Source organism: Streptomyces sp. NBC_01264 (assembly GCF_026340675.1).
In the GTDB taxonomy this organism is placed as follows: Bacteria; Actinomycetota; Actinomycetes; order Streptomycetales; family Streptomycetaceae; genus Streptomyces.
This window is the reverse complement of the sequence record NZ_JAPEOX010000001.1, coordinates 5,517,747-5,540,083: the sequence shown is the minus strand read 5'-3', so window position 1 is coordinate 5,540,083 and position 22,337 is coordinate 5,517,747. Positions and strand designations below refer to the sequence as shown.

Genomic DNA, 22,337 nt, shown 5'->3' with positions numbered 1-22,337 from the left:
CTCCTTCAAGGGGTGGGCAAACGTGTCGGGGTACCGCTCAGCGGGTGGCCGCGCCCGGCAGCAGTCGGTCGGCCACCACCAGCGCGCCCTCCACGAGCAGGGCCAGCGCGGCGACCAGCAGGGCGCCCGCGACGACCTGCGGGGTGTTGTACGTGTTGAAACCGGCGGTGATGATCCGGCCGAGGCCGCCCTGGCCGACCATCGCGGCGATGGTGGCCGTGGCGATGACCTGGACGGCTCCCGAGCGCAGCCCCGTCATCACCAGTCCGCGGGCGAGGGGCAGTTCCACCCGCCAGAAGAGCTGGCGCCCGGACATGCCCATGCCCCGCGCCGCCTCCACGACGGAGCGGTCGACCTCGCGCATGCCCACATAGGCGTTGGTCAGCAGCGGCGGGATGGCGAAGAGGACCAGCGCGGCGATGGTGGGCACGTACCCGGCGTTGCGCAGCGGGGAGACCATGAACAGCGCCAGCACCGCGAAGACCGGGACGGCCCGCCCGATGTTGGAGACGTTGACCGCGAGGCCGCCGCCCTTGCCGAGGTGGCCCAGCCACAGCCCGACCGGGAGGGCGAGGGCGCAGGCCAGTGCCAGGGCGATCCCGCTGACGTACACGTGCTCGCCGAGCCGGTGCCAGACCCCGCTCTCCCCTGACCAGTTGGCCCCGTCGGCCAGCCAGTCCCAGACCTGTCCCAGCACTCCCATCAGACTCCCCCGCTGACATCGGCGGTACGGGCGGTGCGCGCGGCCCGCTTGGGGCGGCTCGCGCGGCTCGCCCGGGTCCAGGGGGTGAGCAGCCGCTGCAGGCCGAGCAGCGCGAGGTCCGCGACCAGCGCGAGGAGCACGCACAGCACCGACGCGGTGAGCACCTGGGCCTTGAAGGAACTGTTCACGGCGGGTGCGATGAGGTTGCCGAGGCCGCCCTTGCCCACGATCGAGCCCACCGTCGTCAGCGCGACGGTGGAGACGGTCGCGATCCGGACGCCGGCCAGCAGGGCGGGCAGCGCCAGCGGCAGCTCGACCTGCCACAGCAGCCGGCCCGGGCCGTACCCCATCCCGCGCGCGGCTTCCCGTACGTCCTCGGGCACGGCTTCGAGACCGGCCAGCACGTTGCGCACGAGGATGGTCAGCGAATACAGCACCAGGCCGGTCACCACCAGCGCCGCCGAGAGCCCGAACACGGGCAGCAGCAGGGAGAACATGGCGAGCGAGGGAACCGTGTAGAGCAGGGTGGTGATGCCGAGGACGGGGGCCGCCCAGCGGCGGCCGCGCCGGGCCAGCAGCGCGAGCGGAACGGACACGGCGATGCCGATCAGCACCGACACGGCCGTGATCCACACGTGTTCGAGGGTGGCGTCGGTGAGCTCCTGGGAGCGGGACGTGACGTACTCCCAGCAGATCCAGTCGTTCGCCATCAGGCAGCTCTGCCCGGCCATCGCTCCTCACCCCCCGTCACGGATCGTACGTAGGAGCGACCATAACCCCCGGCACCGACAATGGCCGGAATCCTTCGCACGCGGGCAACACGCCCTTCACAAACGGACCCCGCCGGTAGGGAAAGATGGCGGGGTGATCCGATTCGAGCAAGTGACCAAGCGGTACCCCGACGGGACCACGGCCGTCGCGGACCTGTCCTTCGAGGTGGCCGAGGGTGAACTGGTCACCCTGGTGGGCCCGTCCGGCTGCGGCAAGACGACCACCATGAAGATGGTCAACCGGCTCATCGAGCCGACCTCCGGCCGGATCCTGCTGAACGGCGAGGACATCGCCGCCGCCGACCCGGTCGAACTGCGCCGGCACATCGGCTACGTCATCCAGCAGGTCGGGCTGTTCCCGCACAAGACCGTGCTGGAGAACACGGCCACCGTGCCGCAGCTCATCGGCACCCCGAAGGCCAAGGCCCGCGCGCGGGCCGCGGAACTCCTCGACCTGGTCGGGCTGGACCCGGCCGTCTACGGCGGCCGCTACCCGGAGCAGCTCTCCGGCGGCCAGCGCCAGCGCGTCGGCGTGGCCCGGGCGCTCGCCGCGGACCCGCCGGTGCTGCTGATGGACGAGCCGTTCGGCGCGGTGGACCCGGTGGTGCGCGAGCGGCTCCAGAACGAGTTCCTCACGCTCCAGCGGACCGTGCGCAAAACGATCCTGCTGGTCACGCACGACCTGGAGGAGGCGGTCCGGCTCGGTGACCGCATCGCGGTCTACGGAGCGGGCACCATCGAGCAGTTCGCCAGCCCGGCGCAGGTCCTGGGCGCCCCGGCGACCGACTACGTGGCCGGCTTCGTCGGCGCCGACCGCGGGCTGAAGCGGCTCGCCGTCACGGCGGTGGCCGAGGACGACCTGGCCGAACTCACCGACTTCACCGACCCGGCCTCCGCCGACGCGAAGGCCCCCACCGCCGGAGTGGCGCTGGGGGCCAGTCTGCGCGAGGCGCTCGCGCTGCTGCTCCAGGAGGACTCGGGCCGGATCGGGGTCACGGATCCCGACACCGGCGCGCTGATCGGCGTACTCACCCCGGAGGGGGTGCACCGGGCGCTGCGCCGGGCCCGGCTGCAGGAGGCCTGAGCCCCCGGCCGCCCGGTTACGCCTGGATCCTGCCGCTCATCCACACCAGCATCGGCGGGATCTCGCGGCGCCAGGTGTTGAAGTTGTGGCCGCCGCTGTCGAGGATGATCGAGGAGACCCGGTCCGGGCCCTTGACCAGCTTGATGAACTTCTTCGTGCCGGCGAGGTTCGGCTCGCCCTTCTCGCTGCTGGTGACCAGGAACGACGTACCGGTCGGCTGCTTGGCCTTGATGGACTCCAGCACGTTCGCGCGGGCCTTCAGCTTCTCGTCCCCGTGGAAGAGGTCACCGGTCGTCGGGTCGTCCGCGGCCTCGTAGTACGCGGACAGGCCGGCGGCGGCGCCGAAGGTCTGCGGGTAGTGCGCGGTCATCTTCAGGGCGCAGTAACCGCCCGTGGAGTTGCCGATGAAGCCCATGTTCCCGGGCTTCTTGCCGACCCGGAAGGTGCTCTGGATGGCCTGCGGGAGGTCCTGGCCGTAGAAGGTCTCGGTCTGCGGGCCACCGGGTATGTCCACGCACTCGGTGTCGCGCGCACCCGGCGTCGGACGCATCATGACCAGGATCATCGGCTTCATCTTGCCCGCCTTGGACAGGCTGAAGGCCTTCATCGGGTAGTCCAGCCCCTTGATCAGGTTCTCCGCCATGCCCGGGTAGCCCGTGAGGACGATGGAGGCCGGGAAGTTCTGGTTCTTGTACTGCGGCTGGAAGTACTCCGGCGGCAGCCACACGTACCCGGGGCTCGTTATCTTCGACTTCTGGCCCGTTATGGACACCTTCAGGATCTGTCCGGCGACCGGGGGCTTGGCACCGCCGGGCACGTCGAGGTGCTGCTTGTCGACCACCTTGATGTCGTCGCTGCTCATCGAGTGGTCGACGACCTTGCCGATCGACGTCTCCTGACCGAAGAGGTCGGCCCAGGACCCGTAGAAGAGGAACGACTTGTTCGCGGCGAGACCGATCGCCGCGAACATCGCCAGCTGTGTCGCAAGGAGGAGGCCGATCCGGCCGAGCACCGAGCGCCAGGAGCGGCCCGAGAGCTTCGGCCAGAACCACACCGTGGCCGCGAACAGCAGCACACCGGCAAGGATGGCCAGCGCCAGAACCGTATTACTGGTGAGACCCATGAGCAGTCAGTCGACTTTCTATGGCAGGACTAGTTTTTTTCTCGAGGGAAGAGTGAACCCGCTCCCCTTCGATGTCGTCCTAGGGGACGCACCACCCAACGAAAGGCCCCAGCGGCCTTCGGCCACATGATCTCTCGCAGAGCAACGGGAAGCGATGTCTAGCAGGATAGATGGCGATAAGTCGGGACAGGTTCCGAAGCCTGTCAGCCGAATCCTCCGAGGCCCACGACCGGAGTCCGTCCCCGGAGTCGTGGGAACCGCCGTCACGGTCGTCGGCCTGCTGGACATCGCCGCGGGGGTCTTCCCGCGCTTCCGGCACAGCCGCATCCACGCGGTCACCGAGGTGCTGCCCGGCTCCGTCGGCCCCTTCGCCGCCGCCCTGGCCCTCAGCGCCGGCGTCCTGCTCCTGCTGCTCGCCCACGGGCTCAAGCGCCGCAAGCGGCGCGCCTGGCGGGCCGCCGTGGTGCTGCTGCCGGCCGGCGCCGTCGCGCAGTTCACGTACCGCCACTCGATCATCGGCGTGGTCATCGCGGCGGTGCTGCTGGCACTCCTGTTGCGCCATCAGAGTGAATTCAAGGCGCTGCCCGATCCGCGCAGCCGCTGGAAGGCGCTCGCCAACTTCGTGCTGATGAGCGCGGGCTCCATCGGCCTCGGCCTGGTCATCGTCAACTCGCACCCCGGCCGCGTCGTAGGCAATCCGGGTGTTTATGAACAGATCAGCCACGTCGTCTACGGACTCTTCGGCTTCGAGGGCCCCGTCGACTACGCCGGCCGGGTCTCCTGGACCGTCGGCTACTCGCTCGGCGCCCTCGGCATGCTGACCGCCGTCACCACCATCTACCTGGCCTTCCGGCCCGAGCACCCGGCCGCCCGGCTGACCGCCGACGACGAGGTCAAGCTCCGCGAGCTGCTCGCCAAGCACGGCGGCCGCGACTCGCTGGGCCACTTCGCGCTCCGCCGCGACAAGGCCGTCGTCTTCTCCCCCAGCGGCAAGGCCGCCGTCACCTACCGCGTGGTCTCCGGCGTGATGCTCGCCTCCGGCGACCCCGTCGGCGACGTCGAGGCCTGGCCCGGCGCCATCGAACGGTTCATGGAGGAGGCCAAGACCCACTCCTGGACCCCCGCCGTCATGGGCTGCAGCGAGACCGGCGGCGAGGTCTGGACCCGCGAGACCGGCCTCGACGCCCTGGAACTCGGGGACGAGGCGATCGTCGACGTCAAAGACTTCTCCCTCTCCGGCCGGGCCATGCGCAACGTCCGGCAGATGGTCAAGCGCATCGAGCGCAACGGCTACACCACCCGGGTCCGCCGGGTCAGCGAGCTGACCGAGACCGAGCTGGAGCAGGTCCGCGGCGCCGCCGAGGCCTGGCGCGGCACCGACACCGAACGCGGCTTCTCCATGGCGCTGGGCCGCGTCGGCGACCCCGGCGACGGCGACTGCTACATCGCCACCGCGCACCGCGTCGAGGAGGGCGACACCTCCCCCTTCGGCGACCTCAAGGCCGTCCTGCACTTCGTCCCGTGGGGCAAGGACGGCATGTCGCTGGAGCTGATGCGCCGCGACCGCGCCGCCGACCCCGGCATGAACGAACTGCTGATCGTCGCCTCCCTGGAGGCCTCCCCGGCGCTCGGCATCGAGAAGGTCTCCCTGAACTTCGCGATGTTCCGCTCGGCACTGGCCCGCGGCGAGAAGATCGGCGCCGGCCCGGTCCTGCGGATGTGGCGCAGCCTGCTGGTGTTCCTCTCGCGCTGGTTCCAGATCGAGTCGCTCTACAAGTTCAACGCCAAGTTCCGCCCGCGCTGGGAGCCCCGCTTCGTGGTCTTCCGCACCACCCGGGACCTGCCCCGCATCGGCTTCGCCGCGATGCAGGCCGAGGGCTTCGTCACCCTCGCCCTGCCCCGCCTGTTCGCCGCCCGCCGCCGCCCCAAGCCGGTCCGCACCTGCGCCCACCACCACGTGCAGACCGCCGTCCCGGCCCAGACAAAGGAACGCGAGGTCCGGGCCGCCTGAGCCGAATCCGGCCCTGCGGGCCGAACCCAGCCCCGCCGGCGTTTGAGGCGCGGGGGTCCGGGGGGCGGAGCCCCCGAGGGGGTCCGGGGCGCAGCCCCGGGGAACGGAGGAAGGGCGGGGCGGGGAGCAGCCCGCGCAGCGGCACCCGCCCGCACTCCACCCCCACCCGGCCCACCCGCCCGGCCAGGGCAAGGGCCCTACCCTGGGAACCATGAACACGAACAGCGGCCCCGCCCCCAGGGGCCTGGTGACAGGCCTCCCCGACTGGGACCGCTGCGCGGTCATGGGGGTCGTCAACGTCACCCCCGACTCCTTCTCCGACGGCGGCCGCTGGTTCGACACCACCGCCGCCGTCAAGCGCGGCCTCGACCTCGTCGCCCAGGGCGCCGACCTCGTGGACGTCGGCGGCGAGTCCACCCGCCCCGGCGCCTCCCGCGTCGACGAGGAGGAGGAGCTTCGCCGGGTCGTCCCCGTCGTCCGCGGCCTCGCCTCCGAAGGGGTCGTCGTCTCCGTCGACACCATGCGCGCCTCCGTCGCCGCCCGGGCCGTCGCCGCCGGCGCCACCCTGGTCAACGACGTCAGCGGCGGCCTCGCCGACCCGGACATGATCCCGGCCGTCGCCGCCGCCGAGGTGCCCTTCGTCGTCATGCACTGGCGCGGCTTCAGCGACGGCATGAACAGCCTCGCCGTCTACGAGGACGTCCTCGCCGAGGTCACCGCGGAACTGCGCACCCGCATCGACGCCGTCGTCACCGGCGGCATCGCCCCCGAACGGCTCCTGGTCGACCCGGGCCTGGGCTTCGCCAAGAACGCCGAGCACGACCTCGCCCTGGTCGCCCACCTCGCCGAACTGCGCGACCTCGGCTTCCCGCTGCTGGTCGCCGCCTCGCGGAAGCGTTTCCTCGGCCGGGTGCTGGCCGGCGCCGACCACGCCTCCCCGCCGCCCGCCCGCGAACGCGACGCCGCCACCGCCGCCGTCTCCGCCCTCGCCGCCTCCCAGGGGGCCTGGGCCGTACGGGTCCACGAGGTACGGGCGAGCGCCGACGCGGTTCGGGTGGCCCGCGCCGTGGAAGGGGCACTGCGTACGACCCGGAGCAGCGAGGAAGGGGCACGGTGAGCCGTACCGACATCGAATCCGTCGAAGAGGTCAACACGGCCTTCTACGAGGCCATGGAGCGGGGGGACTTCGACTCGCTGTCGGCGCTCTGGCTCGAGGACGAGATCTCCTGCGTGCACCCGGGCTGGCCGGTGCTGTCGGGACGCGGCGAAGTGCTGCGCTCCTACGCGCTGATCATGTCGCACACCGAGTACATCCAGTTCTTCCTCACCGACACCAAGGTCACCGTCATAGGCGACACCGCCCTGGTGACCTGCACCGAGAACATCCTCAGCGGCGGACCCGCCGAGGACGGCGGGGAACTGGGCCCGCTGGTGGGCCAGCTCGTCGTCGCCACGAATGTGTTCCGACGCACACCGGAGGGCTGGCGGCTCTGGTCGCACCACGGATCTCCCGTCCTCACGGACTCCGACGAGGACGACGAGGAGGAGTCCTCCTAGCCCCTCGGCCGGGATGCTGGCGGGGTCCGAGGTATTTCGCAGGTAAATTCGAAGATGGACGACGCCGACCGCACTCGGCTCCGGCCATGGATCCGGGGAGTCCCGGACCGGAAGCACCTACGAAAAGCAGGAGTGATTCGCGTGGATCGTGTCGCGCTGCGCGGCCTCAAGGCTCGCGGGCACCATGGCGTCTTCCCCCGGGAACGCGAGGAAGGCCAGACCTTCATCGTCGACCTGGTGCTCCACCTCGACACCCGCCCCGCGGCGGCCGGCGACGACCTGGCTAAGACCGTGCACTACGGGGTAGTCGCGGAAGAAGTCGTCGACGTGGTCCAGGGCGAGCCCGTGGACCTGATCGAGACCCTCGCCGAGCGGATCGCCCAGCAGTGCCTCAAGCACGAAGCGGTCGCCCAGGTGGAGGTCGTCGTCCACAAACCGGACGCGCCGATCACCGTCCCCTTCGACGACGTGACCATCACGATCACCCGGAGCCGCGCGTGAACAACGGAATGAACGCCCAGAGCGACCCCACCGTCCAGCCGGTTCCCGCCGCCGTGGTCGAAGCCGTCGACGCGGCGGACGTGACCCTGTCGAACCCGAAGTGGGCCGTCGTCGCGCTCGGCGCGAACCTGGGCAACCGTCTGGAGACCCTCCAGGGCGCCATCGACGCCCTGGGCGACACCCCGGGCCTTCGGGTCAAGGCCGTCTCCCCCGTCTACGAGACGGAGCCGTGGGGCGTGGAGGCGGGCTCGCAGCCCTCGTACCTCAACGCCGTCATCTCGGTGAAGACCACCCTGCCCCCCAGCTCGCTGCTGGAGCGCGGTCACGCCATCGAGGAAGCCTTCGACCGCGTCCGCGAGGAGCGCTGGGGGCCCCGCACGATCGACGTCGACATCATCGCCTACGCCGACGTGGTCTCCGCCGACCCGGTCCTCACCCTCCCGCACCCGCGCGCCCACGAGCGCGCCTTCGTGCTGGCCCCCTGGAACGACGTCGACCCCGAAGCGCAGATCCCGGGCCACGGGTCCGTTTCCGCGCTCCTAGCCGCGGTCGGCCTCTCCGGGCTCACCCAGCGCACGGACCTGGAACTGCGCCTCCCCGAGTGAGCCGCGCCCGCGGGGCGGGGCCGTCGCACCCTTAGGATCACGGGATACGCACGCACGGAGAGCGGGCGTGGCGCGGATGGCGGGAATGGCGGGAGAAGCGCACGTGAAGCAACTGAGGCCGGCGGTCCTGGCGGGCATTTTCGCGATCGCCGCGGTGCTGTCCTGGGCCGGGGCCCGGCTGTGGAACGCGTACGGCACGCTTCCCGGGGTCCCGGTGGCCGCGCCGATCGTCCTCGGCGCCATCGCGGTGGTCCTGCTCGCGACGGCCCTGTCGCTGCGCTCCCGCCTGAAGGCCCAGCGCGAGCGGGTGCCCGGCGCCAAGGGCGTGGAGCCGCTGATGGCGGCCCGCGCGGTGGTCTTCGGCCAGGCCAGCGCCCTGGTGGCGGCCCTGGTCGCGGGCGCCTACGGCGGCGTCGGCGTCTTCCTGCTCACCAGCGCCCTCGACGTCCCCGCCCGCCGCGACCAGACCTGGTACGCCGGCTTCTCGGTCCTGGCGGGCGCGGCGGTCGTCGCGGCGGCCCTCTTCCTGGAACACGTCCTGAAACTCCCGGACGACGAGGACCCGGCCCCGGAGTCCCCGGCCCGCGCCTAAGGGGTGGCCGCGCCCACGACGGGCCCGTAGAGCAGCCAGCGCACGGATCCGAGCGGCCGCCCGTCCCACAGGAGCGAGTCCTGGGCCTCCAGCAGCGCGCGCACGGGCGCTGGCGGCCCCGGCACGCTCTCGGCCCGTACGAGCCCCAGCAGCCCGGCGATCTCCCCGCCGTCGTCCGCGACGAGCAGCCCGCCCCCCTCGGCCATCACCCGCAACGCGTCCTCGTCGAGGGCCCCCTGTACGAACCCCTGCCGGGCCCGCTCCTGCGCGCTCAGTGCGTCATGGTGGTTGGCGGCGAAGAGCGCCGCCATGGCCGGCGCGTCGGCAGCTGCGGCAACCCTGTAGAGCATGATCCCGATGCTGCCATGCCCCCGGCCTCCCGGCTCGCCGATAGCGCGCGGGCCCTCCCGGGGGGCTAGCGGGCCATGATCAGGCTCATCGCCTCGTTGCGGGTCGCGGGGTCGCGGAGCTGGCCGCGGACGGCCGAGGTGATGGTCTTCGCGCCGGGCTTGCGGACCCCGCGCATGGTCATGCACATGTGCTCGCACTCGATGACCACGATGACCCCGCGCGGGTCGAGGATCTCCATGACCGACTCGGCGATCTGGGTGGTCAGCCGCTCCTGCACCTGGGGGCGGCGGGCGAACACGTCCACGAGGCGGGCGAGCTTCGACAGGCCGGTGATCTTGCCGTCGACGGACGGGATGTAGCCGACGTGCGCCACGCCGTGGAACGGCACCAGGTGATGCTCACAGGTGCTCATGACTTCGATGTCCTTCACCAGAACCATCTCGTCGTGGCCGAGGTCGAACGTCGTCGTCAGGACGTCCTCGGGCTTCTGGTAGAGGCCGGCGAATATCTCCTTGTACGCCCGCGCCACCCGCCCCGGCGTCGCCAGCAGCCCCTCGCGGTCCGGGTCCTCGCCGACCGCGATCAGGAGCTCACGGACGGCCGCCTCGGCACGCTTCTCGTCGAACTCGCCGATCGTGCCCTCGCCACCGGTCAGGGTCACTGGGTCGGTCATCTCTTCCTCGTTCCTGTCTGTGCAGTCGCGGGCATGTGAAAGTGCCGCGCCCCCCAGGCTAGAACCTGGGGGGCGCGGCATCCATTCCGGGAGGTACTAGGCCTCCGGGTGCTCCTCCGGGGAGGGCTCCGGGGTCTTCTCCACCGATACGGCGGCCGAGGCCGCCGACGTACCGTTCGCCGCGTTCGTCAGCTGGAGCTCCTTGGGAGAGAGCACCGGCGGACGGGTGGACGGCGTGCGGTGCGAGGAGCCGGTCCACGCCGGGCGGGCCGGGCGCTTCACAATCGTCGAGAAGACCTCGGCGATCTGCTCCTTGTTCAGCGTCTCCTTCTCCAGGAGGGCGAGGACCAGGTTGTCGAGGACGTCGCGGTTCTCGACCAGGATCTCCCAGGCCTCGTTGTGCGCGGTCTCGATGAGCTTCTTGACCTCTTCGTCGACCAGCGCGGCAACCTCCTCCGAGTAGTCCCTCGGGTGCGACATCTCGCGGCCCAGGAACGGCTCGGTGTTGTCCCCGCCGAACTTGATCGCGCCGAGACGCTCGGTCATGCCGTACTGCGTGACCATCGCGCGGGCCGTTGCCGTGGCCTTCTCGATGTCGTTCGCGGCGCCCGTGGTCGGGTCGTGGAAGACCAGTTCCTCGGCCGCGCGCCCGCCCAGCATGTACGCCAGCTGGTCGAGCATCTCGTTGCGCGTGGTCGAGTACTTGTCCTCGTCGGGCAGGACCATGGTGTAACCCAGGGCCCGGCCGCGGGACAGGATCGTGATCTTGTGGACCGGGTCGGAGTTCGGGGAAGCCGCCGCGACCAGGGCGTGTCCGCCCTCGTGGTACGCGGTGATCTTCTTTTCCCGGTCCGACATGATCCGGGTCCGCTTCTGCGGACCCGCCACGACGCGGTCGATCGCCTCGTCCAGCGCGTGGTTGTCGATCAGCTTCTGGTCCGAGCGGGCCGTGAGCAGCGCGGCCTCGTTCAGGACGTTGGCGAGATCGGCACCCGTGAAGCCGGGCGTGCGGCGGGCGACTGCGCCCAGGTCCACGTCCGGGGCGACCGGCTTGCCCTTCTGGTGGACCTTGAGGATCTCCAGACGGCCCTGCATGTCCGGACGGTCGACCGCGATCTGGCGGTCGAAGCGGCCGGGGCGCAGGAGCGCCGGGTCGAGGATGTCGGGACGGTTCGTGGCGGCGATCAGGATGACCCCGCCCTTCACGTCGAAGCCGTCCATCTCGACGAGCAGCTGGTTGAGGGTCTGCTCGCGCTCGTCGTGACCGCCGCCGAGGCCCGCACCGCGGTGCCGGCCGACTGCGTCGATCTCGTCGACGAAGACGATCGCCGGGGCGTTGGCCTTGGCCTGTTCGAACAGGTCGCGGACACGCGAGGCACCGACACCGACGAACATCTCGACGAAGTCGGAACCGGAGATCGAGTAGAAGGGGACACCGGCCTCGCCCGCGACGGCACGCGCGAGCAGGGTCTTACCGGTGCCGGGCGGGCCGTAGAGCAGCACGCCCTTGGGGATCTTGGCGCCGACGGCCTGGAACTTCGCCGGCTCCTGGAGGAACTCCTTGATCTCGTGGAGTTCCTCGACGGCCTCGTCGGAGCCCGCGACATCGGCGAACGTCGTCTTCGGGGTGTCCTTGGTGATGAGCTTGGCCTTGGACTTCCCGAAGTTCATGACTCGGGAGCCGCCGCCCTGCATCTGGTTCATCAGGAACAGGAAGACCACGACGATGAGGACGAACGGCAGCAGCGAGAGCAGCACGCTCAGGAACGGGCTGGTCTTGTCCGGCGTGACGGAGTATCCGTCAGGGATCTGACCGGCTTCGTACTTGGTCTGGAGGTTCTGGGCGAGCTGTACGCCCTGGTCCCCGATGTAGTTGGCCTGGAACTTGGTGCCGTCGTTGTCGCCGAGCTTCTGGTCCTTCTTCAGCTCGATCTTGATCATCTGGCTGTCACCGGTGGTGAGCTTGGCGCTGTCCACCTGGCCACTGTTGATCGCCTTGATGACCTCGCTGGTCTCCACCGACTTGTAGCCGCCGCCGGAGCCGACGACGTTCATCAACACGACCACGGCGAGGACGGCCAGCACGATCCACATAACCGGCCCACGGAAGTATCGCTTCACGTCCATCCATACGGGGCGCTAGGCGCCCCGTCCCTCCTGCCCGTAGGTAAATGCTGCTGTGAGTAAAGACTGTTCTTCGGAATGTACCCCTGCATTGTCACCCGCGGCCTCATGGGACGGCTGACAGACCCGCCTTTCCATGCTCCAACGGCGGGAAACGCTCCAGGGTTCCCCTGTCGGGCGCTGGATCAGCCGCCGTAGACGTGGGGCGCGAGGGTGCCGACGAACGGCAGGTTGCGGTACTTCTCGGCGTAGTCGAGGCCGTAGCCGACGACGAACTCGTTCGGGATGTCGAAGCCGACCCACTTCACGTCGATCGCGACCTTGGCGGCGTCGGGCTTGCGCAGCAGCGTGACGACCTCCAGGGAGGCCGGCTGGCGGGAGCCGAGGTTCGACAGCAGCCACGACAGGGTCAGGCCCGAGTCGATGATGTCCTCGACGATCAGGACGTGCTTGTCCTTGATGTCGGTGTCCAGGTCCTTGAGGATCCGCACCACGCCCGAGGACTGGGTTCCGGCGCCGTACGAGGACACCGCCATCCAGTCCATGGTGAGCGGGGTGGACAAGGCACGCGCCAGGTCCGCCATCACCATCACCGCGCCCTTGAGGACGCCGACGATGAGCAGGTCCTTGCCCGCGTACTCCGCGTCGATCTTCGCGGCCAGCTCGGCCAGCTTCGCGTCGATCTCTTCCTTGGTGATGAGCACCGACTGGAGGTCGCTGCCCATGTCCTTCTCGTCCACCCGCATCACTTTCGTTGTCGGCTGGGGCTCCGGGGGGTGACCCCGGAGGTCTCAGCCGTGTTTCAGCATCAATCAGCCCTGCCGGATGACCAGTCTGCCACCCTGCCGCTGGGCCTCGACCCGGCCGGGCAGGTTGATGGCTCCCTGACCGCGCCATCCGGTGATGAGCCGGTCGACTTCCTCGATGTGGCGGGCGAAGAGGGAGCCTGCGGGGGAACCCGCGGCGACGACGGCCCGGCGCAGTACGCGGCGGCGGACGGCGGGGGGCAGCGCGTACAGCTTGGCGCACTCCAGGCGGCCGTCTTCGTCGCGTACGCCGCTCTCGGCCTCGGCGGCCCAGGCGTCCAGGGCGTCGGCGTCGTCGCGGGAGAGCTGGGCGGTGCGGGCGAGCGCCTCCACGACCCCCTTGCCGAGCGCCTTCTCCAGGGCGGGCAGTCCCTCGTGGCGCAGCCGGGAGCGGGTGTAGGCGGGGTCGATGTTGTGCGGGTCGTCCCAGACGGCCAGGGACTGGACCATGCAGGCCTTGCGGGCGGTCTGCCGGTCCACCTGGAGGAACGGCCGGCGGTAGCGGTGGCTGCGGCCGCCGCGTGCGCCGGGATCTCCGGGGCCTCCGGAGACTTCGGCCATGCCGGAGAGCGAGCGGATGCCGGAGCCGCGGGCGAGGCCCAGCAGGACGGTTTCGGCTTGGTCGTCGCGGGTGTGGCCGAGCAGCACGGCGACGGCGCCCAGCCGGTCGGCGGCCTCGTCCAGGGCCGCGTAGCGGGCGTCGCGGGCGGCGGCTTCGGGGCCTCCGTCGCGGCCGACGCGCACGGCGACGGACAGGGCGGGGTCGAGGCGCAGCGCGGTCATGCGGGAGACGACCTCGGCGGCGCGCAGGGCGGAGCCGTCCTGGAGGCCGTGGTCGACGGTGATGCCGCCGGCGCGGATTCCGAGTTTGGGGGCCTCGAAGGCGAGGGCGGAGGCGAGCGCCATGGAGTCGGCGCCGCCGGAGCAGGCGACGAGGACCAGCGGTGCGGTGTCGGGGAGGGGGTCGTGGGGGGCGGCACCGGCCGAGGAGCCGACGGTGCGGCCGGGACGGCCGACCCGGGGTGCGGGGGCGGGAGCGGGACGGCCGCCCCGTTCGGTGAGGTCGGTGAGGACGTCGTGGAGTACGCGGCGGACCGCCAGGCGTATCGCCGCGACCGCAGGATGGGGACCCATGTCCGGTGCCCTTCGGTGGAGTTCGGTGCCTCGGAGGCGCTGGGGAGGCGTTGGGGAGGTGGTGCGCCGGGGTGCTGCCCGGCTCCCCCCGCGGGCGAGGGGTTGTCACTCAGAGTGCGTCGATGGTGACAGAACCGAGCCGTTCCCTGAGCATCGCACGCCCTTCCACGCCCCACGGTCCCTCGGACGGGTGACGCTGCTTCCCCCAGAGGGACATCTTCACGCCTCTGTGGTCACACCTCTTCGCTCGCCTCGCTCTGCTCGCTCCCCTTGCGGTGGACGCGGGCCACCCAGTCCGCGGGCCTGGCGATCTCCGACTTGGTCGGCAGTGTGTTCGGGGAGGTCCAGACCCGGTTGAAGCCGTCCATGCCGACCTGGGCGACGACGGCGCGCACGAAGCGTTCCCCGTCGCGGTACTGGCGCAGTTTGGCGTCGAGGCCGAGGAGCTTGCGCAGGGCGGCGTCGAGCCGCCCGGCTCCGCTGGCCCTGCGCTGCTGGAACTTCTCGCGGATCTCGGCGACCGAGGGCACGACCTCGGGGCCGACCCCGTCCATGACGAAGTCGGCGTGGCCCTCCAGGAGGGACATGACGGCGGTGAGCCGGGCCAGTACCTCGCGCTGCTCGGGGGTCTGGACGAGCTCGACGAGGGAGCGGCCCTCGTCCCCGTTCTCCGCGGCGGGGCGGGCGCCGGCGAAGGACTGGGCGGCCTCGCGCAGGCGCTCCAGCACGTTCATCGGGTCCATTTCGGTGGCTCCGAGGAACGTCTGGATTTCACCCTCCAGGTGTTCGCGGAGCCACGGGACGGCCGTGAACTGGGTACGGTGCGTCTCCTCGTGCAGGCAGACCCAGAGCCGGAAGTCGTGGGGGTCCACCTCCAGCTCCCGCTCGACGTGGACGATGTTCGGCGCGACGAGCAGCAGCCGGCCGCCCGTCGCGGAGCCCGGGAGGTCGAGGCCCGCGGGCGCGAAGGTCTCGTACTGGCCGAGCACGCGGGAGGCCAGGAAGCTGAGCACCATGCCCAGCTCGACGCCGGTGACCTTGCCGCCGACCGCGCCGAGCACGGCGCCGCCGGGGGTACCGGAGCGGCGGTCCCGCATCGTGCCGAGGAGGGGGGACAGGAGCTCGCGGAAGCCCGCCACGTTGGCCTTGACCCAGCCGGCCCGGTCCACGACGAGGACGGGCGTGTCAACCGGGGTCATGCCTTCGGGCATCATCCGCGTGAACTCGCGTACGTGCCGTTCCGAGGTCTTGGCGTGCCTGCGCAGCTCCGCCACGACGGCCCGCGCCTCGTCCCGGCTGACCTCCGGGCCGGGCCGCACGAGCCTGGTCGCGGTCGCCACCGCGAGGTTCCAGTCGACCATCTCCGCACCACCGAAGCTCGTCATGCGTCAACCGTACGTGGACCTCGGCGCGGGCGGGATCCCCAGGGAGCGGGCGGGATCCTCAGGAAGTGGTGGCCACGGCCGCCGCGAGCTTGTCGAGGCCCTTCTCGGCGGGGCCCGCGTCGGGGGTGTTCGCGGCCAGGAACGCGAAGGCGAGCAGTCGGCCGGTGGGGTCGACGACGGTGCCGGCGAGGGCGTTCACGCCGCTCAGGGTGCCGGTCTTGGCCCGCAGCAGGCCGGCCGCCGGCGAGGTGCCGGAGTTGCGGACCCGCAGGGTGCCGGTGAATCCGGCGACGGGCAGTCCGGTCAGGACGGGCCGAAGCTCGGGCCGCTGCGGGTCGGCGGCCTTGGCGAGGAGGGCGGTGAGCAGGCCGGCGCTGACCTTGTCGGCCCGGTTCAGGCCGCTGCCGTCGGCGAAGCGGGATCCGGAGGTGTCGACTCCGAGGGCGGCCAGTCTGGCGCCGGTGGCCCGGGCGACGCCGTCGAAGCTCGCGGGCGCTCCGGAGGCGAGGGCGGTCTGGCGGGCCAGGGCTTCGGCGATGTCGTTGTCGCTGTGGGTCAGCATCCGCTCGACGAGTCCGGCGAGCGGCGGCGAGAGGGTGGCGGCGAGCGGGACGGCGCCGGCGGGGGCCTTGGCCCTGGCGGGCGCGCCGGTGACCTTGACCCCGCGTTCCTTCAGCAGGGCGGCGAAGGCCCGTGCGGTGTCGCGGGAGGGGTCCTCACTGCGCTTGACGGGGCCAGAGAAGGACTCGTCGGGGCGGCCTTCGTCGGCGGTCAGGGCCGTGACGGGCGCGAGGTTGGGGTTGGCGCCGATCGGGTGGAGGACGGGGCCGGTGTAGAGCGAGTCGTCGTAGCCGAGGGTCACGGAGGTGGTGCCGGCGGCCTTGAGGGCCTGCGCGGTGTCCGCGGCGAGGGCGACGAGGCTGCCGCCGGAGCCGGCCGGGGCCTTCTTCTTGGCGGTGAGCGAGGGGTCTCCACCGCCGACCAGGACGATCTGGCCGGGTCCGGCGCCCGGGGTCACGGTGGTGCGGATCCGGTGGTCGGGACCGAGGGCCGCGAGGGAGGCCGCCGCCGTGGCGATCTTGACGGTGGAGGCGGGGGTCATGGGATCGCGGGCCCCGGCCTCGAAGAGGACCTTCCCGGTGGCGGTGTCGATCACGGAGGCGCCCTGCAGGGTTCCGAGTGCGGGGTCGGCGAGCAGCGGCCGCAGGGCCGCGGCCAGGGCGCCGGGGTCCCCCGCGCCGGCCTGATCCCCGGAGGCCTCGCCGGAGACGGCTCCGCCCGGGCGCACGCCCGCGAGCACTCCGGGAGCGCTGGGGGCCGCCCGCGGGAGCTCCGCGGCGGGGTCCGTACCGTGATCTGCGCCACCCGTACGGCCCCAGGAGGCGGCCCTGTCCCGCTCGGCCTTACGCTGGCCGGAGTCCCAGGGACCCGCGGCGGCCACCGTCGCGGCCGACAGGGCGAGGCCGGCGACGGCCGACACCGCGATGAGCTGCCACGTCTTGACCAATGGCACCTCGGACCAGCCCCTTTCGCGATCACACATATGCGTGAGGGACACTTAACCATTGCGTCTTGCCGCGAGCATGGCACCCCACCCGGCAGGGCCGGGCCGGCCACGCACGCAGCTGAGCCGGCGCAGTCCCGAAGCAATCAAGCTGCTGAAGCTGATCATGGAGGAGCAGGACGTGGAGTTCGACGTCACCATCGAGATCCCCAAGGGTTCGCGGAACAAGTACGAGGTGGACCACGAGACCGGCCGGATCCGTCTGGACCGTCGCCTCTTCACCTCGACCAGCTACCCGGCCGACTACGGCTTCGTCGAGAACACCCTCGGCGAGGACGGCGACCCGCTGGACGCGCTGGTCATCCTTGACGAGCCGACCTTCCCGGGCTGCCTGATCAAGTGCCGCGCGATCGGCATGTTCAATATGACGGACGAGGCGGGCGGCGACGCCAAGCTGCTGTGCGTGCCGGCGTCCGACCCGCGTGTGGAGCACCTGCGCGACATCCACCACGTGTCCGAGTTCGACCGCCTGGAGATCCAGCACTTCTTCGAGGTCTACAAGGACCTGGAGCCGGGCAAGTCGGTCGAGGGCGCGAACTGGGTCGGCCGCACCGAGGCCGAGGCCGAGATCGAGGCCTCGTTCAAGCGCCTCGAGGCCCAGGGCGGCCACCACTGAGCACGGCTCGGTGACGGAGCGGGCCTGAGGCCCCTCCGGCCCCTGTGACATCGCGGGCGGTACCCCTTGAACGGGGTGCCGCCCGTCGTCGTGTCCGGGGCGGGGCGGCCGGTGCGCTTTCGCCGCGGATCAAGGTGTTCCGCATACTGATACGGGCTGGGTCGGGGACTGGGAGGACGCGTGGCGGAAGGCGAAGGATCGGGGACCGAGGACCGGAAGCCGAAGTCGGACGAGGCGCACAGCGCGTTCTCCGTGCCGGACGGGGTCGGTGTGGACCCGGAGGTGACCGAGGAGGACCAGCCGACCTCGGAGTTCGCCGTCCCCGAGGGGCTCGCCTCGCTGCCCGTGGACCCCGACGGGCCGGCGTCCGCGTTCGCCACCCCGCACACCTACAGCGCCGCCCACTCCCCGCCGGCCTACACCGGCCCCACGGGTTTCCCCGTCACCCGGTTGAAGGAGTCCCCCTGGCAGGACCGCATGCGCACGGTGCTGCGCATGCCGGTCGACGTCCGGCCGGTGCCGGAGCCCTCGCAGCGCCTCGCCGTGGAGACCGGGCCCGCCGTGGGCCGCGTGCTCGACCTGACGCTGCGCATCGGCGAGCTGCTGCTCTCGGGCGGCGAGGGCGCCGAGGACGTGGAGGCCGCGATGTTCGCCGTGGCCCGCAGCTACGGCCTGGACCGCTGCGAGCCCACCGTCACCTTCACCCTGCTGTCGATCACCCACCAGCCCTCCCTGGTGGACGACCCCGTGTCGGCGAACCGCACCGTCCGCCGCCGCGGCACGGACTACACCCGGCTCTCGGCCGTGTTCGCCCTCGTCAACGACATCACCGCGCACGAGGTCGAGATCTCGCTGGAGGACGCCTACCGCCGGCTCGCCGAGATCCGCCGCAACCGGCACCCGTACCCCGGCTGGGTGCTCACCGCCGCCGCCGGGCTGCTCGCCGGCGCGGCCTCCACGCTGGTCGGCGGTGGCGTGCTGGTGTTCTTCGCAGCCGCACTCGGGGCGGTGCTCGGCGACCGGCTGGCCTGGCTGTGCGCCGGGCGCGGGCTGCCGGAGTTCTACCAGTTCGTGGTCGCGGCGATGCCCCCGGCCGCGATGGGCGTGGCGCTGAAGCTCACCGAATTCGACGTGCGCTCCTCCGCCGTGATCACCGGCGGGCTCTTCGCGCTGCTGCCGGGACGGGCCCTGGTCGCGGCCGTGCAGGACGGTCTGACCGGCTACTACATCACCGCCTCCGCCCGGCTGCTGGAGGTCATGTACCTCTTCATCGGCATCATCATGGGCGTCCTGGTGGTGCTCTACATCGGCGTCCAGTTCGGCTCCAATCCGCAGCCGGAGGACATCCTGCAGATCGAGCAGCGGCCGCTGCTCCAGATCGCCGCCTCGATGGTTCTGGTGTTCACGTTCGCGATCCTGCTCCAGCAGGAACGTTCCACCGTGTGGTTCGTGACGCTGAACGGCGGGATCGCCTGGGTGATCTACGGGTCCCTGCACTACGCCGCCAAGATGCCGCCGGTGCCGTCCACCGCGATCGCCGCCGGGCTGGTCGGCCTCTTCGGACAGCTCCTCGCCCGGCACCGGTTCTCCTCGGCGCTCCCCTTCGTCACGGCCGCCATCGGCCCGCTGCTGCCCGGCTCGGCCACGTACTACGGGCTCCTGCTGATCGCCGAGAACCGGCTGAACGAGGGGCTGGGCTCGCTGACGAACGCCGCGGCCATCGCCCTGGCCATCGCGATCGGCGTCAACCTCGGCTCCGAGACCTCCCGCCTGTTCATGCGCATCCCCGGCGCCGCCAGTGCGGCCAAGCGCGGCGCGGCGAAGCGCACCCGCGGCTTCTAGGCCGTCTCTTTCGGATCTTGCCGGGCCCCGCGGCCCGGACACGCAGATGCCCCGCCGACCGGTCATCCCGGTCGGCGGGGCATCGTACGAGCCTTCGCGCGGGCCCTACCGCTTCGCGTGGCGGCCGCTGCGCTGTTGGCCCGGGGCCTGCTCCTCGCCGGCGCCGGGCTGCGTGCCGCCGGCCTCCATCGCCGCCTTCTTCTGCTTGCGGGACTTGAGCACCTCGAAGATCACCGGGATCACCGAGATCAGGACGATGCCGATGAAGATCGGCTCGACGTTGTTCTTGATGACCTCGAACTGGCCGAGCTGGTAGCCCAGCACCGTGACGCCCGCGCCCCACAGGACGCCGCCGATGACGTTGAAGGTCAGGAAGGTGCGGTACTTCATCGCGGTGGCGCCCGCGACCATCGGCGCGAAGGTGCGGATGATCGGCACGAAGCGGGCGAGCACGATGGCCTTGGGGCCGTGCTTCTCCATGAACTCGTGCGCCGCGTCGAGGTTCTCGCGCTTGAAGAGCTTGGAGTTCGGCTTGTTGAAGATCTTCGGACCGAAGACCTTGCCGATCATGTAGCCGACCTGGTCACCGAGGATCGCGGCGGCCACGATCAGGGTGCACACCAGCCACAGCGGCTGGCTGATGGTGCCGCTCGCGACGAACAGGCCCGCCGTGAAGAGCAGGGAGTCTCCGGGCAGGAAGGCGAAGAGACCGGATTCCGCGAAGACGATGACCAGGATGCCGATCAGGCCGAAATGGCCGATCAGGTACTCCGGGGAGATCCACTCAGGACCGAGCGCAAGCGTGTTCACGGGTTCCGGGCTCTCCTGGATCAGGTGGGGGTGTCCGTCCAATTATGAACGCACACCACCACCACCTGGTTCCAGGGAGATGTCCTGGACCTTGCGAACGGCATTGGCCAGGATCGCGTCCCGCACGAACACCGCCAGTCCGGGCCGGACCGCCTCGTAGTAGGCCGTGAACCGCTCGTCCGCCACGTACATCTCGCCGAGGCCGGTGTGGATCTCGTACGTGCAGAAGTAGTAGCTGCCGTTGATCCAGCCGCGGTGCTCCTCGGCCAGGTCCATGGCCTCCTCGGACTCCGCGGGCGTCCCGGAGTCCAGCAGGGCGGCGAACCGCCGGTTGATGTCCTCGGCCAGGGCCTGGATCCGCAGCCAGTCCTCCTTGGTGTACGAGGCGGTCCGGCGGGCGGACTCCCGGTACGTGTCGCCCCAGCGGCGCTCGGCCTCCTCGGCGTGCTCCTCGGGATCGAAATCCCCGAAGACCTCGAACTTCTCCTCGGGCGTGAGGTTGATGCCCATCTTCTTCGCCTCCATGGCGTGCTCGACGGCCGCGGCCATCTGCTGGAGCCGGGCGATCCGCCCGGACAGGAGGGCGTGCTGCCGGCGCAGGTGCTCCCTCGGGTCCGTTTCCGGATCGTCCAGCAGGACCGCGACCTCTTCGAGCGGAAAGCCGAGCTCCCGGTAGAACAGGATCCGCTGCAGCCGGTCGAGGTCGGCGTCGTCGTACCGCCGGTGTCCCGCTCCGCTGCGGCCGCTCGGGGAGAGCAGCCCGATCTCGTCGTAGTGGTGCAGCGCGCGCACCGTGACTCCGGCGAATCCGGCGACCTGGCCCACTGAGTAGCCCATCGCTTTCCGCTCCTCTTCTCGGGTACGCGTCCAGCCTGGTCCCTCACGCCGCGTGAGGTGCAAGCCCGCGGGCGGCGCGGCTCAGGGGGAGGGGGCGAGGACCCCGGCGAAGGCGTCGCCCGGGTCGTCGGCGAAGGAGTACGCGCCGCCCTCGATCCGGGCGATCAGCCCCCGGGTCCAGTCCGCCTCGGCGTCCGCCGAGTGGATCCAGCGGTGCATGATCTCGCCGATGTGGCCCAGCGGCTCGGGGCCCTCCTCGGGGACGTAGTGGTCCGTGACGGCGGAGCGCCACGCGGCGAGCCGGCCCAGGCGCTCGCGGAGCAGGGCCAGGGCCTCGGCACGCGGCAGGTCGACCATGAAGCCGAGGGCGGAGGCGAGGACATCGGCCTTCTGGTCGGCGGAGGACAGCGCCTCGCGAAGCAGCTTGAAGTACTCCGCGCGGCCGGTCTCCGTGAGCTCGTACTCGGTCCGGGGCGGCCCGCCCGCCGCGGACGGGGCCACCTCGTGGGCCAGCAGGACGCCCTGCTTCGCCATCTGCTTGAGCGCGTGGTAGATCGACCCGGGTTTGGTGTTCGACCACTCGTGGGCGCCCCAGAACTCCAGATCGGCCCGGACCTGGTAGCCGTGGGCCCGTCCGTGCTGGCGGACGGCGCCGAGGACGAGGAGGCGGATCGCTGACATGGGGCCAGGCTACTGACCCGTCCACCGCAGTCCGTACTAGCCCATGGCGCGGGTGCCGTCGATGGTTTCGCGGATGATGTCCGCGTGGCCCGCGTGCCGGGCGAACTCCTCCACCAGGTGCAGCAGCATCCAGCGCATCGAGACCTTGGCGTCCTGCGGGAACCACGGGGCCGGGGGCAGCGGGAAGCTGTCGTCGAGGCTGGGGACCGCGGCGATGAACGCCTCCGTCTCCTGCCGGATCCCGTCCCAGTAGGCCAGCACCGACGGCATGGTCTCGTCCCCGACCAGCCGGAAGCCGTCGGCCCAGTCGCCCCCCGGGTACTCGGTCTCGCCCTGGGCCATCCGCAGCCAGCCCAGCTCGCAGTTGGCCGCGTGCTTGAGCAGACCGGACAGGGAGAGCTCGCTGGCGCTGGGCTTGCCCGCCGCCTGCTCCTCGGTCAGCCCCTGCGCCGCCTCGCGCAGCGCCGTGCGCTGGGCCTCGACGAAGGCGAGGAGCGTGCCGCGCTCGTCACCGGGGATCTCCATGGAAATCTGAGCCATGACCTGACCGCCTTCTGTTCCGTGTGTT

General features: G+C 71.1%; 22 protein-coding genes and 1 pseudogene. 9 read left to right on the top strand and 14 right to left on the bottom strand.

What is annotated here, in order from left to right; all coding sequences use genetic code 11:
- Positions 1-37: 37 nt before the first annotated feature.
- On the bottom strand, positions 38-703 hold the full coding sequence (locus OG435_RS25940; RefSeq protein ID WP_266880235.1) for an ABC transporter permease: 666 nt from the start codon (positions 701-703) through the stop codon (positions 38-40).
- On the bottom strand, positions 703-1,434 hold the full coding sequence (locus tag OG435_RS25935; protein WP_266880234.1) for an ABC transporter permease: 732 nt from the start codon (positions 1,432-1,434) through the stop codon (positions 703-705). The genes OG435_RS25940 and OG435_RS25935 overlap by 1 nt, the downstream gene beginning before the upstream one ends.
- 133 nt (positions 1,435-1,567) lie before the next feature.
- Here OG435_RS25935 and OG435_RS25930 point away from each other — a divergent pair, with 133 nt between their 5' ends.
- Positions 1,568-2,557 carry an ABC transporter ATP-binding protein gene (locus tag OG435_RS25930; protein ID WP_266880233.1) on the top strand — a complete coding sequence of 330 codons (990 nt, stop codon included), beginning with the start codon at positions 1,568-1,570 and terminating at the stop codon, positions 2,555-2,557.
- 16 nt (positions 2,558-2,573) lie between these two features.
- Here the strand turns inward: OG435_RS25930 and OG435_RS25925 are convergent, their stop codons facing one another.
- Positions 2,574-3,680, bottom strand: coding sequence for an alpha/beta hydrolase (locus OG435_RS25925; protein WP_266880231.1), 1,107 nt, complete (start codon positions 3,678-3,680; stop codon positions 2,574-2,576).
- A 154-nt stretch (positions 3,681-3,834) separates the two neighbouring features.
- Between OG435_RS25925 and OG435_RS25920 the strand changes: the two genes are divergently transcribed.
- The 6 genes from OG435_RS25920 to OG435_RS25895 all read left to right on the top strand — a co-directional run bounded on the left by OG435_RS25920 (position 3,835) and on the right by OG435_RS25895 (position 8,946).
- Positions 3,835-5,691 carry a phosphatidylglycerol lysyltransferase domain-containing protein gene (locus OG435_RS25920; RefSeq protein WP_266880229.1) on the top strand — a complete coding sequence of 619 codons (1,857 nt, stop codon included), beginning with the start codon at positions 3,835-3,837 and terminating at the stop codon, positions 5,689-5,691.
- Between the two features lie 211 nt (positions 5,692-5,902).
- Positions 5,903-6,808, top strand: coding sequence for a dihydropteroate synthase (gene folP / locus OG435_RS25915; protein WP_266880227.1), 906 nt, complete (start codon positions 5,903-5,905; stop codon positions 6,806-6,808).
- Positions 6,805-7,248: a nuclear transport factor 2 family protein gene (locus OG435_RS25910; RefSeq protein WP_266880225.1), complete on the top strand. Its 444-nt coding sequence runs from the start codon at positions 6,805-6,807 to the stop codon at positions 7,246-7,248. Before folP ends, OG435_RS25910 begins: the two co-directional genes overlap by 4 nt.
- Positions 7,249-7,389: 141 nt before the next feature.
- Positions 7,390-7,749, top strand: a complete 360-nt coding sequence (folB, locus tag OG435_RS25905) for a dihydroneopterin aldolase (protein WP_030010912.1) — start codon at positions 7,390-7,392, stop codon at positions 7,747-7,749.
- 8 nt (positions 7,750-7,757) lie between these two features.
- Positions 7,758-8,354 carry a 2-amino-4-hydroxy-6-hydroxymethyldihydropteridine diphosphokinase gene (folK, locus tag OG435_RS25900; protein WP_266882064.1) on the top strand — a complete coding sequence of 199 codons (597 nt, stop codon included), beginning with the start codon at positions 7,758-7,760 and terminating at the stop codon, positions 8,352-8,354.
- A 103-nt stretch (positions 8,355-8,457) separates the two neighbouring features.
- Positions 8,458-8,946 (top strand): DUF3180 domain-containing protein, encoded by a 489-nt coding sequence (locus OG435_RS25895; protein WP_266880223.1) that lies wholly within the window; start codon positions 8,458-8,460, stop codon positions 8,944-8,946.
- Here the strand turns inward: OG435_RS25895 and OG435_RS25890 are convergent.
- The 7 genes from OG435_RS25890 to dacB form a co-directional block, all read right to left on the bottom strand.
- Entirely contained in the window at positions 8,943-9,296 is a 354-nt protein-coding gene (locus OG435_RS25890) for a hypothetical protein (RefSeq protein WP_266880221.1), read from the bottom strand. The genes OG435_RS25895 and OG435_RS25890 overlap by 4 nt on opposite strands.
- Before the next feature lie 65 nt (positions 9,297-9,361).
- The gene (gene folE, locus OG435_RS25885) at positions 9,362-9,970 is read right to left on the bottom strand and encodes a GTP cyclohydrolase I FolE (protein ID WP_112449909.1); all 609 of its coding nucleotides are present in this window, start codon (positions 9,968-9,970) and stop codon (positions 9,362-9,364) included.
- Between the two features lie 96 nt (positions 9,971-10,066).
- The gene (ftsH, locus tag OG435_RS25880) at positions 10,067-12,097 is read right to left on the bottom strand and encodes an ATP-dependent zinc metalloprotease FtsH (RefSeq protein ID WP_266880218.1); all 2,031 of its coding nucleotides are present in this window, start codon (positions 12,095-12,097) and stop codon (positions 10,067-10,069) included.
- Between the two features lie 182 nt (positions 12,098-12,279).
- The gene (hpt, locus tag OG435_RS25875; protein ID WP_030158549.1) at positions 12,280-12,840 is read right to left on the bottom strand and encodes a hypoxanthine phosphoribosyltransferase; all 561 of its coding nucleotides are present in this window, start codon (positions 12,838-12,840) and stop codon (positions 12,280-12,282) included.
- A 66-nt stretch (positions 12,841-12,906) separates the two neighbouring features.
- Positions 12,907-14,034 carry a tRNA lysidine(34) synthetase TilS gene (gene tilS / locus OG435_RS25870; RefSeq protein ID WP_266880217.1) on the bottom strand — a complete coding sequence of 376 codons (1,128 nt, stop codon included), beginning with the start codon at positions 14,032-14,034 and terminating at the stop codon, positions 12,907-12,909.
- Between the two features lie 233 nt (positions 14,035-14,267).
- Positions 14,268-15,419 (bottom strand): zinc-dependent metalloprotease, encoded by a 1,152-nt coding sequence (locus OG435_RS25865; RefSeq protein ID WP_266880215.1) that lies wholly within the window; start codon positions 15,417-15,419, stop codon positions 14,268-14,270.
- Positions 15,420-15,477: 58 nt separating this feature from the next.
- On the bottom strand, positions 15,478-16,932 hold the full coding sequence (dacB, locus tag OG435_RS25860) for a D-alanyl-D-alanine carboxypeptidase/D-alanyl-D-alanine endopeptidase (protein WP_430625684.1): 1,455 nt from the start codon (positions 16,930-16,932) through the stop codon (positions 15,478-15,480).
- A gap of 172 nt (positions 16,933-17,104) precedes the next feature.
- Here dacB and OG435_RS25855 point away from each other — a divergent pair, with 172 nt between their 5' ends.
- Positions 17,105-17,599, top strand: a complete 495-nt coding sequence (locus OG435_RS25855; RefSeq protein WP_030756147.1) for an inorganic diphosphatase — start codon at positions 17,105-17,107, stop codon at positions 17,597-17,599.
- Between the two features lie 180 nt (positions 17,600-17,779).
- Positions 17,780-19,441 carry a threonine/serine ThrE exporter family protein gene (locus OG435_RS25850; RefSeq protein ID WP_266880211.1) on the top strand — a complete coding sequence of 554 codons (1,662 nt, stop codon included), beginning with the start codon at positions 17,780-17,782 and terminating at the stop codon, positions 19,439-19,441.
- Positions 19,442-19,600: 159 nt separating this feature from the next.
- On the opposite strand, the pseudogene OG435_RS25845 reads toward OG435_RS25850, so the two are convergent.
- The 4 genes and pseudogenes from OG435_RS25845 to OG435_RS25830 form a co-directional block, all read right to left on the bottom strand.
- Positions 19,601-20,251: pseudogene (locus OG435_RS25845) on the bottom strand (DedA family protein); the annotation flags it as partial.
- A gap of 42 nt (positions 20,252-20,293) precedes the next feature.
- On the bottom strand, positions 20,294-21,088 hold the full coding sequence (locus OG435_RS25840; protein ID WP_266880209.1) for a MerR family transcriptional regulator: 795 nt from the start codon (positions 21,086-21,088) through the stop codon (positions 20,294-20,296).
- 81 nt (positions 21,089-21,169) lie between these two features.
- Positions 21,170-21,769, bottom strand: a complete 600-nt coding sequence (locus OG435_RS25835; RefSeq protein WP_266880207.1) for a PadR family transcriptional regulator — start codon at positions 21,767-21,769, stop codon at positions 21,170-21,172.
- A 36-nt stretch (positions 21,770-21,805) separates the two neighbouring features.
- Positions 21,806-22,309, bottom strand: a complete 504-nt coding sequence (locus OG435_RS25830) for a DinB family protein (protein WP_266880205.1) — start codon at positions 22,307-22,309, stop codon at positions 21,806-21,808.
- Positions 22,310-22,337: the final 28 nt, after the last annotated feature.